The 12,979-nt window shown below is 34.1% G+C and carries 8 protein-coding genes; 7 read left to right on the top strand and 1 reads right to left on the bottom strand.

The genetic code is table 11. The features are described from left to right. Positions 1-168 precede the first annotated feature (168 nt). Positions 169-1,674 carry a glutamate--tRNA ligase gene (gene gltX, locus B0M43_RS05000; protein WP_078006627.1) on the bottom strand — a complete coding sequence of 502 codons (1,506 nt, stop codon included), beginning with the start codon at positions 1,672-1,674 and terminating at the stop codon, positions 169-171. Between the two features lie 175 nt (positions 1,675-1,849). Here gltX and B0M43_RS04995 point away from each other — a divergent pair, with 175 nt between their 5' ends. The 7 genes from B0M43_RS04995 (at position 1,850) to B0M43_RS04965 (ending at position 12,881) form a co-directional block, all read left to right on the top strand. Then, positions 1,850-5,233, top strand: coding sequence for a DUF4175 family protein (locus B0M43_RS04995; RefSeq protein ID WP_078006628.1), 3,384 nt, complete (start codon positions 1,850-1,852; stop codon positions 5,231-5,233). Next, positions 5,230-5,649 (top strand): rRNA maturation RNase YbeY, encoded by a 420-nt coding sequence (gene ybeY / locus B0M43_RS04990; RefSeq protein WP_065451808.1) that lies wholly within the window; start codon positions 5,230-5,232, stop codon positions 5,647-5,649. Before B0M43_RS04995 ends, ybeY begins: the two co-directional genes overlap by 4 nt. A gap of 407 nt (positions 5,650-6,056) precedes the next feature. Beyond that, positions 6,057-7,928, top strand: coding sequence for a tRNA uridine-5-carboxymethylaminomethyl(34) synthesis enzyme MnmG (gene mnmG / locus B0M43_RS04985; protein ID WP_078006980.1), 1,872 nt, complete (start codon positions 6,057-6,059; stop codon positions 7,926-7,928). A 340-nt stretch (positions 7,929-8,268) separates the two neighbouring features. Further along, positions 8,269-8,733: a hypothetical protein gene (locus B0M43_RS04980; protein ID WP_078006629.1), complete on the top strand. Its 465-nt coding sequence runs from the start codon at positions 8,269-8,271 to the stop codon at positions 8,731-8,733. A gap of 92 nt (positions 8,734-8,825) precedes the next feature. Continuing rightward, entirely contained in the window at positions 8,826-9,674 is an 849-nt protein-coding gene (locus B0M43_RS04975) for a bifunctional 2-polyprenyl-6-hydroxyphenol methylase/3-demethylubiquinol 3-O-methyltransferase UbiG (protein WP_078006630.1), read from the top strand. A gap of 246 nt (positions 9,675-9,920) precedes the next feature. After that, positions 9,921-10,502 (top strand): OmpH family outer membrane protein, encoded by a 582-nt coding sequence (locus B0M43_RS04970; protein ID WP_078006981.1) that lies wholly within the window; start codon positions 9,921-9,923, stop codon positions 10,500-10,502. A gap of 99 nt (positions 10,503-10,601) precedes the next feature. Beyond that, the gene (locus B0M43_RS04965; RefSeq protein ID WP_078006631.1) at positions 10,602-12,881 is read left to right on the top strand and encodes a helix-turn-helix domain-containing protein; all 2,280 of its coding nucleotides are present in this window, start codon (positions 10,602-10,604) and stop codon (positions 12,879-12,881) included. Positions 12,882-12,979 lie beyond the last annotated feature (98 nt).

Below are 12,979 nucleotides of genomic sequence, written 5' to 3'. Positions count from 1 at the left end.
ATGATCTGGTAAATTACGAATAATCTGCCAAATTCAATTTTTTTTAGCGTAAAAAAAACGCTAAGTACATTTTAATAATGTTCTTAGCGCTTAGATTATTTTATCATTAAGATATTAAGTTCATAAAGCTTGACTTCATTTTTCTTAATCTCTTAATGGTAGAAAAAATTATAAAGTTGCAATTGCTTTCTGAATTCTCGCAATAGTTTCTTCTTTTCCGATGATTTCAACAATGTCAAATAGGTGAGGACCTTTAAGAGCTCCAACCAAACTCAAACGGAAAGGCTGCATTACTTTACCCATTCCAATTTCGTTTTTCGTTAGCCAGTCTTTTACGATTGCTTCAATATTTGCTGAATCAAAACCATCAATATATTCAAGAGTCGAAATCAATTCCTGCATTAAAGCCGGCGTTTCTTCTTTCCAGTTTTTACTTGCTTTTTCGTCATATGATGTTGGCTCCTGGAAAAAGAAATCAGTCAAATCCCAAAATTCAGAAACAAAATGAGCTCTTTCTTTAATCAAAGAAACAATTCTTGTAACGTCATATTTAGAAATATCAACACCTTTTTCAATCAAAATAGGAGTGAAGTCTTTTGCTAAATCAGCATCATTTTGTTTGATTAAATATTGGTGATTGAACCATTTGTTTTTCTCAGGATCAAATTTTGCTCCCGATTTATGAACTCTGTTCAAGTCGAAAGACTCAACCAATTCTTCTAATGAAAATAATTCTTTATCAGTTCCATCATTCCAACCTAACAAAGCAAGGAAATTTATAACTGCTTCCGGGAAAAATCCTTTCTCTCTGTAACCTGATGAGATCCCTTCTTCGGTTTTCCATTCTAACGGGAATACAGGAAATCCTAATTTGTCACCATCTCTTTTTGATAATTTTCCGTTTCCAACTGGTTTTAAAATCAAAGGTAAATGTGCAAATTCCGGAGCATCCCAACCAAAAGCTCTGTACAATAAAACGTGAAGTGGCATAGATGGCAACCATTCTTCACCACGAATTACATGTGAAGTTTCCATCAAATGATCATCCACAATATTCGCTAAATGGTACGTTGGCATTCCGTCACTTTTAAACAATACTTTATCATCAAGTAAACTCGTTTCAAATTTTACATCACCACGAATGATATCTTTCAAATGTAAAGTTTCATCAACCGGAGTTTTAAAACGGATGACATAATGTTCTCCATTAGCAATTCTCTTAGCCACTTCTTCTGTAGAAATTACCAAAGATGTGTCCAGTTTTTCACGGATCGTATGATTATAAATAAATGTTTTTCCTTCAGCTTCTTGTTCTTTTCTCAAAGCATCAAGAGCTTCCGGAGTATCAAAAGCATAGTATGCCCAACCTGAATTGATCAGTTGATCAGCATAAGTTTGGTATAAATCTTTACGATCACTTTGTCTGTACGGACCAAATTTTTCATTTTTCCCAACAGTTTCTTCAGGAGAAATTCCTAACCATTCCAGTGCTTCCATAATATAAGCTTCGGCACCAGGAACAAAACGGGTTTGATCTGTATCTTCAATTCTTAAATAAAAAACACCATTGTTTTTTTTGGCAAATAAATAATTAAATAGGGCAGTACGAACGCCGCCAATATGTAAAGGTCCTGTTGGACTTGGTGCAAAACGCACACGAACTTGCTTTGACATTTGTTTAAATTTTGATGCAAAGATACGATTCAGATTTAAGATTGTAGAGTTTAGATTTTAGATTGTTGGTTTTAGATTTTTCTATCTTAGAACCTTAGCCTCTTAGTAACTTAGAATCTTAAAAGGTATTATTAAAATTACTACTTTTATGGGTTATAAATAAAACAGATTCACTTTGAAAACAACATCTGCTATATACCAAAAGTTAGAAGCTTTTATAAAGAAATATTATACCAATGAATTGATAAAAGGAGCGCTTCTTTTTATTGGTTTTGGATTATTGTACTTTCTGTTTACGCTTTTTATCGAATATTTTCTTTGGTTAAAACCATTAGGAAGAACATTATTATTCTGGGTATTTATAGGAGTGGAAGTATTTCTATTGTTTCGTTTTATTTTGTTCCCGATTTTTAAGTTGTTCAAACTTCAAAAAGGGATCGATTATAATCAGGCTTCAACAATTATTGGAAATCATTTTACAGAAGTAAGTGATAAACTGACGAACTTTTTGCAATTGTCAGCTTCTGAGAATTCAGCAGAAAGTTCAGAGTTGATGTTGGCTTCAATAGAACAAAAAGCAAATTCATTGCAGCCAATTCCGTTTGGGAATGCTATCAATTTTAAAACAAATAAAAAATATTTGCCTTTAGCAATCATTCCAATTTTGCTTTTTGCGGTGTTTTTTATTTCAGGAAATAGTAATGTAATTTCTCAAAGTTTAAATAGAGTAGTGCATTTCAATGCTACATTTTTACCTCCGGCTCCATTCAAATTTGTGGTGCTAAATAAGAATTTGCAAACAGAACAGAATAAAGATTTCCTTATCAAAATGGAATCTGTTGGAAATGTAGTTCCGGAGAATGTGATGATTCATATTGGTAATGAAAGTTATTTTATGGAATCTTCTCAACCAGGAAAGTTTGAATTTAAAATTGAAAAGCCAGTTGAGAATGTTGCTTTTTCTTTTGAAGGAAATTCAGTTTCTTCAGAGGAATATGAGTTGAAAGTAATCACGGTTCCGTCAATTGCTAACTTCGAAATGGTTCTGAATTTTCCATCTTACCTAAAAAAGAAATCAGAAACTATTCAGGGAACCGGAAATGCAATCGTACCAGAAGGAACTTTGGTAACCTGGAAAATGAACACGCAATCGACTCAGGAAATTGTTTGGAAAGATGATAATGCGACTTTCAAGTTCAATAAAGCCGAAAATGAGTTTAAATTGGCTAAAAATATCAGTCAAAATACAGAATATCAAATTCTTACATCAAATAATAAGGTCAAAAACTACGAAAAACTGGATTATCAGCTATCGGTGATCAAAGATCAGCATCCAACGATCACAGTTAGTCCTGCACCCGACAGTTTAAAGCTGGATAAAAATTATGTTTTGGGTAGGTTAGGTGATGACTACGGATTGTCTAAACTTCAGGTTGTGTATTACGAACGTAACAAACCAAACACTGCCAAGCGTGGAACAATACCTGTTAAGTCAGGAGTGTTCGATCAGTTTGTTTTTAACTTCCCAAGTAATCTTGCCGTGCAGGAAGGAGTATCTTACGAATACTATTTTGAGGTTTTTGATAATGATGCACCGCATGGTTTTAAGAGTACAAAGTCTTCTGTTTTTTCTGATCGTGTTTCGACTACAGACGAAGTTCACGATATGGAATTACAACAACAAAACGAAAATATCAATAGTTTAGAAAAGTCTTTAAAGAATCAAACCAAGCAATTTTCTGAAATGGATAAGATTCAGAAAGCAGGAAAAGAGAAAGATAATTTAGAGTTTAAAGACCAGCAAAAAGTAAATGATTTTATCAAACGTCAGAAACAACAAGACGAATTGATGAAACAATTTGCTGAGAAAATGAATAAGAATCTGGATAAATTTCAATCTGAAAAGAAAGATAAAACAGCTGATGATTTGCAAAAGCGTTTAGACAATGCAGAGAAAGATTTAGAAAGGAATCAGAAGTTAATGGATGAATTGAAGAACTTAAATAACAAATTGAACAGTGAAGATTTGTTTGATAAGATGGAAAAATTCAAACAGATCAGCAAGAACCAATCTCGTAATCTGGAGCAATTGGTTGAACTAACCAAACGTTTTTATGTTTCTAAAAAAGCAGAACAAGTTGCAGATAAATTAAAGAAGTTAGCAGACCAACAAGAGCAACTTTCGAATAAAGAAAAAGAAAATACACAAGAGAAACAAGACGATATTAATAAAGCTTTTGATAAAATCCAAGAGGATTTAAAAGATCTGAAAGAAGAGAATAAAACTTTAAAAGTGCCTTTGGATATTCCTGCTGATGCTTCAAAAGAGAAAGATGTGAAGGATGATTTGAAGAAAGCTTCTGAAGAATTGAGTAAAAAGAATTCTTCTTCGGCTAAGCCAAAACAAAAAAGTGCAGCCAAGAAAATGAAAAGTATGGCAGAGCAAATGGACTCAAGTATGGAGGGGGGAGAACAAGAACAATTAGAAGAAGATGTTGCAATGCTTCGTCAGGTTTTGGATAATCTTCTTGCTTATTCATTGTCTCAGGAAGATGTTATGAAACAATTTAAATCTATGAAATTAGGTTCTTCGGCTTTTACAAAGAACATTAAAGTGCAGCAAAACTTGAAACAACAGTTCAAACATGTCGATGATAGTTTGTTTGCATTGTCATTACGTAACCCAAAAGTAGCTGAAGATGTAACGAAAGAAATTGGAAATGTACAGTACAATATAGATAAAGCTATTGAAAATTTAAGTGATGTTCAGGTTCCAAAAGGAGTTTCGCACCAACAATACGCAGTTTCTTCTGCAAATAAATTGGCTGACTTTTTAAGCGATTTATTAAATAATATGCAGATGTCTATGTCTAAACCGGGAGCAGGAAAACCAAAACCAGGTGACGGACAAGGAATGCAATTGCCGGATATTATTCAAAAACAAAAAGGTTTGGCTGATAAAATGAAAGCTGGAATGAAACCCGGAGATAAACCTGGCGACAAACCGGGAGAAGGTCAACAAGGGAAATCCGGAGAAGGAAAACAGGGGGAAGGTAAAGATGGCCAAGGTAAAAATGGAGAAGGTAAGGATGGTCAGGGAAATAAAAATGGAGGAAAAGGTAATGAAGGTAAAGACGGAAATGATGGAGAAGGAGATGCGGAAGCCATTATGGAAATCTATAAAGAACAAGTAAAACTTCGAGAAGCATTACAAAAAGAGTTAGCAAAACAAGGTTTGGATTCTCAGGGTAAATCTGTAATTGATCAAATGAAAGCTTCAGAAAAACAACTTTTAAATAAAGGTTTTAAGAATGAAAACTTACAACGCATCCTTAATATCCAGCAGGAATTATTAAAATTAAACAATGCAGTTCAGCAACAAGGTCAAGATACAAAGCGCCAATCTGAAACTAATAAGGCTGAATTTTCTAATAGAACAAATGCATTACCAAGTTCGCTATTGGATTATTTAAACAGTGTAGAGATATTAAACAGACAATCACTACCTTTGCGCTCGAATTTTAATCAAAAGGTTCAAGAATATTTTAATACAAAATGATCAATTTTAATTACGAAACCGAATTTACTTTAGATAACGAACAAGCCTTTGCAGATTGGTTAAGTGCTGTAATCGTTTCTGAAAGTAAAAACGAAGGCGAGATAAATTACATTTTTTGTGATGATGAATATCTTCATAAAATAAATGTAGAATATCTAAATCACGATACACTAACGGATATTATCAGTTTTGATTACACAGTTGGTAATGAACTAAACGGAGATATTTTTGTTTCTGTAGAAAGAGTAGAAGATAACGCAAAAGATTTTAATGTTTCTTTCGAAGAAGAATTGAAGCGTGTTTTGGCTCACGGAATATTACATTACTGTGGATACAAAGACAAATCAGATAAAGATGCTGAGTTAATGCGCTCAAAGGAAGATGAAAAAATCATGATGTTTCACGTGGAACAGTAGAGGGATTTGTTTTTAGGTTTTTTTTGGTTTCAAGTTATTAAAACGAGTTAGTGTTCCACGTGAAACATGTTCGGTTTTGATAATAAAGAATCAGAACGTTCCACGTGAAACATGTTTAGTTTTGAAAATGAAAATTTCAATGTTTCACGTGGAACACTTGATTTGAAGTTTTGATTTGAAGTTTTGATTTGAAGTTTTGATTTGAAGTTTTGATTTGAAGTTTTGATTTGAAGTTTTGATTTGAAGTTAAAAAAAAGAAGTCAAAATGTTTCACGTGGAACTTTTTGTAAAGCGAGAACCTGAAACATGAAACGTGAAACTTTTAATACGTTCCACGTGGAACAAAAGAATAAAGAAGTTAATTCTGAGAACCGACTTAAATGGTATCCCAGAGAATAAAAGATAAAATGTTTTTAGAAGAATACGATGTTATTGTAGTTGGCGCAGGTCATGCTGGATCTGAAGCCGCGGCAGCGGCCGCAAATTTGGGATCCAAAACTTTATTGGTTACAATGAGTTTGCAGAACATCGCACAAATGTCTTGCAATCCAGCGATGGGTGGAATTGCAAAAGGACAGATAGTGCGTGAAATTGATGCGCTTGGTGGATACTCAGGAATTGTTTCCGATCGCACGGCAATTCAATTTAAGATGTTGAACAAATCGAAAGGGCCTGCAATGTGGTCGCCAAGAGTTCAAAGTGATCGAATGCGTTTTGCCGAAGAGTGGAGGATGATGTTGGAGGGAACTCCAAATTTGGATTTCTATCAGGAGATGGTGAAAGGTTTGATTATCGAGGATGGAAAAATAAAAGGAATCAAAACTTCGTTGGGAGTTGAAATTCGTTCTAAGTCGGTTGTGTTGACAAACGGAACTTTTTTGAATGGTTTGATTCATATTGGAGAAAAACAATTTGGAGGAGGAAGAGCAGGAGAAAGTGCTGCAACCGGAATTACCGAAGATTTAGTAAAGGTTGGATTTGAGTCAGGAAGAATGAAAACAGGAACGCCTCCAAGAGTGGATGGTCGCTCTTTGGATTATTCTAAAATGAACGAAGAAAAAGGAGATGCAAAGCCGGATAAGTTTTCTTATTCGGATTTAACCGTTCCGCTAACGCATCAAAGATCTTGTCATATGACATACACGTCGTTGGATGTTCATGATATTTTGAGAGAAGGTTTTGATCGTTCGCCAATGTTTAACGGAAGAATCAAAAGTCTCGGCCCAAGATATTGCCCTTCGATAGAAGATAAGATAAATCGTTTTGCTGATAAAGAGCGTCACCAATTATTTGTGGAGCCGGAAGGCTGGAATACTTGTGAAGTTTATGTAAACGGATTTTCGACTTCGTTACCGGAGGATATTCAATTTAAAGCATTGCGTTCTGTTGTTGGATTTGAGAATGTGAAATTCTTCCGTCCTGGTTACGCAATCGAATATGATTATTTCCCGCCAACACAATTGAAACATACTTTGGAGACAAAGTTAGTGGAAGGTTTATATTTTGCCGGACAAATAAACGGAACAACAGGATATGAAGAAGCAGCTTCACAAGGATTGATGGCTGGAATAAATGCGCATTTAAAAGTGCACGAAAAAGCGCCATTAATTTTAAAACGTGATGAAGCTTATATTGGAGTTTTGATTGATGACTTAATTACGAAAGGAACAGAAGAACCTTATCGTATGTTTACATCAAGAGCAGAGTATAGAACATTGTTGCGTCAAGATAATGCCGATTTCAGATTAACGCCAATGTCGCACGAAATTGGTTTGGCTTCTGAAGCTCGTTTACGCCGAATGGAAAAGAAATTGAACGAGTCTGAAAAGATGGTTGCTTTCTTTAGAGAGACAAGTGTTTCGGTTGCAGAAACAAATCCAATTTTGCAAGCGAAAGAAACTGCTCCAATTACGCAAGGTGATAAAATGTTTAAAGTTTTCTCTCGTCCGCAAATTGATTTGGAGGATATGATGAAATTTGAAAAAGTAAAGGAATATATTGAAGCAAATGATGTTGATCAGGAAATTTTGGAACAAGCCGAAATCCAGGTCAAATATTCTGGTTATATCGAAAAGGAAAGAAACAACGCTGATAAACTAACTCGTTTAGAAGAAGTGAAGATTCCGGAGAATTTCGATTACAATAAAATTAAATCAATGTCGATTGAAGCAAAACAAAAATTGAGCAAGATTCGTCCTGTTACAATTTCGCAAGCTTCAAGAATAAGCGGCGTGTCACCAAGTGATATTTCGGTTTTGTTGATTTATATGGGAAGGTAAAAAGTTTTTAGTCTCAGTAAACAGTTTTCAGTGAATGCTGGATGATGTTTACTGAGATTTATTGAATTGTTCCACGTGAAACTTATTGATATAGTTTGTCATTCCGAGGAACGAGGAATCTCCGTAAGTAACTCCGCAATCAAAAGAATAATCTTTGTCGATATTGCACGGTGATTCCTCGTTCTTCGGAATGACAAAATGCTGCAAATTGAAATGGCTCGTGACGAAACAAGAATGTTAATATAAATTCAAACTTGTTCCACGTGAAACAGATTATAATTATTTTAGATTTCAGAAAAGTTTAAATTTGAGTTATAACAAAAAAACTAGAATTCATTGTATGAAAATTGTTCAAAAAGAAATTTTATCATTAGAAGAAAAGGAGACTTTGCACGAACTATGGAACAATGAATATCCGTCAAAATTGAATTTGAAAACTATTGAAGAATTTGAACTGTATTTAAATGGAATTTCAGAAACCAAACATTATTTGTTACTTGATGATTCAGATGAAATTCACGGTTGGACTTTTACTTTTTTAAGGGAAGACGAAAATTGGTTTGCTATAATTTTAAATAGTGAAATACATGGCAAAGGAAATGGTTCGCTTTTGATAAATGAAATAAAAAAGAATAATACAAGTTTGAATGGTTGGGTAATTGATCAGGAGAATGAAATAAAACATAATGCAACATTTTATAAATCGCCATTGCAATTTTATATTAAAAATGATTTTATAATTTGTTCAGAAATAAGAATTAAAAATGAAAAACTTTCGGCGGTGAAAATTAATTGGAAGCGCTGAAAAAAAAATATAATAAAAAATAGACCCTAAAACCAGAATTCTGGTTTTAGGGTTTGCCTTTAAATTAAACCAAAATACCTATAAATTTAAAAATGGACGTTTTAAACAAAAAACATTTTCTTACTGTAAAAGACCATTCTGTATCTAAAGAAATTTTCGAATTGTATCATGATGAAACTTTAGACATGTTAATCACATCTCCACAACCAGATTCAGAAAATCTTGGAAAATATTACGAAAGTGAAGATTATATTTCGCACACGGATAACAAACGTTCATTATTTGAAAAAGCGTATCACTTTGTAAAAAATATCGCTTTAAAAAATAAACTGAATTTGATCAACGGTGAACAATCCCAAAAAGGAAGAATTTTGGATATTGGTGCAGGAACCGGAGATTTTTTATTGACAGCAAAAAATGATGGTTGGGAAACTGTTGGAGTAGAGCCAAGCGACAGAGCAAAAAATATTGCGATACAAAAAGGGATTTCTTTTGTGAACGAAATTAGCGATCTTGAAAATAATTCTTTTGACGTGATTACAATGTGGCACGTTTTGGAACACGTTCCTAATTTAGAATTACAAATTCAGGAACTGAAGCGTTTATTAAAACCAACTGGAACATTAATTGTTGCGGTTCCAAATTTTAAATCTTACGACGCTCAACATTACAAAACTTTTTGGGCAGCTTATGATGTGCCAATTCACTTTTGGCATTTCTCCAAAAAAGCCATTCAGTCGCTTTTTGAAAAAGTTGACATGAAATTAGAAAAAGTGCTTCCGATGAAATTTGACTCTTTTTATGTGAGTTTATTATCCGAAAAATACAAAACCGGAAAAATGAATTACATCAGTGCTTTTTTCGTTGGTTTAAAATCAAATTTAAAAGCGGGGAGTACAAAAGAGTATTCGTCGCATATTTATGTCTTAAAAAACAAGTAAAACGCAATTTAAGCGCATTTCTGGCGTTTTCTTAGTGTAAGTGAGGAGTAATTATGTCTTTTTTGAGATAATGTTTATAATAAAAGCTATGAAAGCCACTTTTGATAGGGTAGAATTATTGACATTTTTCTTTCCATAAATAAAAACAATATCATAAAATTCTAGCATTTTTTAAACTTTATGTTGATGCTATTTATTTTTTTATATTTTTGTCTTCAATACATTAAAAAATTAGAAATTCAAAAAATGAAAAAAGCATTAGTAATTATCGCACTTTCAATTTTCGCCGTTTCATGTACTAAAACTGCAGAAGTAAAGGAAGTAAAAACAGCTTACGTAGATACTTCGATTTTAATGAAAGAGTATACTGAAGCAAAAGACCTTGAAGCAAAATACAAAGGGCAAGCTGAAGAAAAGGGAAGACAACTACAAGCCGAGATTACACGTTTTAAACAAGACGCTGCTAATTTTCAAAGTCAGGCACAGGCGAACGGTCAGGCTTGGGCTCAACAAAGAGGAGCTGAGTTGCAAAAAAGAGAACAACAATTGGGTTATGCTCAACAAGCTTTGTCTCAGCAATTACAACAAGAAAGTGGTGTTGAAATGGATTCTCTAGTAAGTGGAGTTAAAAAATTCATCAAAGATTACGGTAAGAAAAACGGTTATTCTTATATCTACGGTACTGGTGATGCTGCTTCGATTTTATACGCAGAAGAGAAATATGATATTACAAAAGATATCATTAAAGCTCTGAATGACAAGTACAAATCAAGCCCAAAATCAGAAGAAAAACCGGCAGTAAAAGAAGGAGAAACTGTTAAAAAATAATACCAAACTAACTAACTAAATTAAAAACCTAAATCTGTCAAGATTTAGGTTTTTTCTTTTATAAAAATGCGATACTTTTAGTTTTTCAATATACGCCCAATGCAAAACGTTACAGAAGCAGCTGCTTACACCTTACAATTCATCAATCAAACACAAAAATCGATCTTCCTGACTGGTAAAGCAGGAACCGGAAAAACTACGCTTTTACGCGAAATCATTGCAACAACGCACAAAAATACTGTAGTGGTAGCACCAACGGGAATTGCGGCGCTAAATGCGGGTGGAGTTACGATTCATTCTATGTTTCAGTTGCCATTTTCGGCCTTTATTCCGTCTTATGAAGAGGCTTCTCAGTTTACTGAAACGGTCAAATTTGAGAATAAAGAAACCTTGCGCCGACACTTCAAAATGAACAATGTTAAGCGTAATGTGATCAAAAACATGGAACTCTTGATTATTGATGAAGTCAGTATGCTTCGCGCTGATTTACTGGATGCTATCGATTTTATGATGCAGACCGTGCGTAAAATTTCGCGTCCTTTTGGTGGAGTTCAGGTGCTTTTTATTGGCGATTTATTGCAGCTTCCGCCCGTAATCAGGGATGAAGAGTGGAGAACTTTACGCAATTATTACAAAGGAAAATTCTTTTTCCATTCGCATGTAATTCAGCAGTTTCCGCCGCTATATATCGAATTATCAAAGATTTATCGTCAGTCTGATGATACTTTTATCTCAGTTTTAAACAATCTTCGAAACAATCAGATCACGCCTCAGGATATTCAGATTTTAAACGAATATGTTAGGCCGGATTTTGATTTAAAAAATAATCCAGGATATATTACACTTACCACGCATAATGCTAAAGCCGATTCGATTAACGAACAGGCAATTGGCGATTTAGCCGGAAATGAATTCGCTTATCAGCCTTTTATTGTGGGCGATTTTCCGGAGAAAATTTTTCCGGTTGAAGAAAATTTAAAGCTCAAAGTGGGCGCTCAGGTTATGTTTGTAAAAAACGATTTGTCTTTTGAGAAACGTTATTTCAACGGAAAAATGGGCGTTGTAAAATCGCTTTCACCAGAAGAAATCTTCATACATTTTCCTGAAGAGAATAAAACCATTGAAGTGGAGAAGTACGAATGGAAAAATATTCGATACAAAGTAAATGATCTTACCAAAGAAGTTGAGGAAGAAGTTTTAGGCACATTTGCACATTATCCGCTTAAATTGGCGTGGGCCATTACAGTGCATAAAAGTCAGGGATTAACTTTTGAGAAAGCAGCGCTCGACGTATCGCAGGTTTTTTTGCCTGGACAAGCATATGTTGCTTTATCACGTTTAACGTCCTTAAACGGGCTTATTTTGCTTTCTCCGCTACAAATGAATGGTATTTCGAATGATCAGGATGTGATGGATTACGCTTTAAATAAAGCGACCGAAGAAGTATTAAAGAATTCATTGCATTTTGAAACCAAGAATTTTATTCATAACTATTTGATTAACAGTTTTAATTGGGCAGATTTAGCCCAGGAATGGCGTAATCATCGTTTTAGTTATAATGAAAATGCAGTAGCATCAGAGAAATCAAAACATTCTGTTTGGGCACACAAACGTTTAGAAACCATAGATTCACTGATAGATCCTTCGCAGAAATTTGTGCATCAGCTTAATAAAATTTTCAATAAAGAAACTGTCGATTTGTTTTTTGTGCAGGAAAGGGTAGTGGCGGCCTATGATTATTTTTTTAAACCACTGGACAAGCTGGTGACCGATCTTTTGAATAAAATGGCAGAAATCCAGAAGTTTAAAAAAGTAAAGGAATTCTATGAAGAACTGGCTTTTTTGGATGATTTGCAAACCAAAGCCGTTTTGCGCTTAATGAAGGCCAAATTGCTAATCGAAATTGTCGTGGCAGGCGAAACCATCTGTAAGGAGAAATTGTCGTCTACAGCGATTAAAAACTACAAATTAGATAAGGTTGCAAAGATTCGCGAGGATTTTAATATGTCGAACACTGATATTTTTAAATCTGAAGAACCTGTCGTGCGTTATACAGCACGTAAGCTGGATAAAAGCGTACCAAAGGCCGACAAGAAAACCACTATTGAAGAAACGCACGATTTATGGCTGGAGAAAAATTCGATAGAAGATATCGCAAGAATTCGAAAATTAACTGTACAAACTATCGAAATGCATTTGGTTAAACTAATTCAGGCCAAAAAAGTGGAGATCTCCGATGTTCTGCCTTATGATAAAATTCTGGCTCTACGCGAAGCTTTTGAATTTTATCAGGAAGAATCTTTGAGTCCATTGAAGGAAAAACACGGTGATGAATTTACGTGGGATGAACTTAAAATGTTCAAAGCCAGTATCAATTAATTTTAGATTTTAGAGTTTAGATTTTGTAACTTAGAGTTTGGAATTTGGAATTTGGAATTTGGAATTTGGAATTTGGAATTTGGAATTTGGAATTTGGA

The sequence above is a fragment of the Flavobacterium sp. KBS0721 genome (assembly GCF_002007065.3).
GTDB lineage: Bacteria > Bacteroidota > Bacteroidia > Flavobacteriales > Flavobacteriaceae > Flavobacterium > Flavobacterium piscis.
The sequence above is the reverse complement of the archived record's forward strand: the minus strand, read 5'-3'. Positions and strand labels throughout refer to the sequence as shown.

Excerpts from the sequence above, each read along its gene's own strand:
- B0M43_RS04970 (WP_078006981.1), top strand. The coding sequence starts at position 9,921 with ATGAAAAAAGCATTAGTAATTATCGCACTTTCAATTTTCGCCGTTTCA.
- B0M43_RS04965 (WP_078006631.1), top strand. The coding sequence starts at position 10,602 with ATGCAAAACGTTACAGAAGCAGCTGCTTACACCTTACAATTCATCAAT.
- gltX (WP_078006627.1), bottom strand. The coding sequence starts at position 1,674 with ATGTCAAAGCAAGTTCGTGTGCGTTTTGCACCAAGTCCAACAGGACCT.
- mnmG (WP_078006980.1), top strand. The coding sequence starts at position 6,057 with ATGTTTTTAGAAGAATACGATGTTATTGTAGTTGGCGCAGGTCATGCT.
- B0M43_RS04980 (WP_078006629.1), top strand. The coding sequence starts at position 8,269 with ATGAAAATTGTTCAAAAAGAAATTTTATCATTAGAAGAAAAGGAGACT.
- B0M43_RS04975 (WP_078006630.1), top strand. The coding sequence starts at position 8,826 with ATGGACGTTTTAAACAAAAAACATTTTCTTACTGTAAAAGACCATTCT.
- ybeY (WP_065451808.1), top strand. The coding sequence starts at position 5,230 with ATGATCAATTTTAATTACGAAACCGAATTTACTTTAGATAACGAACAA.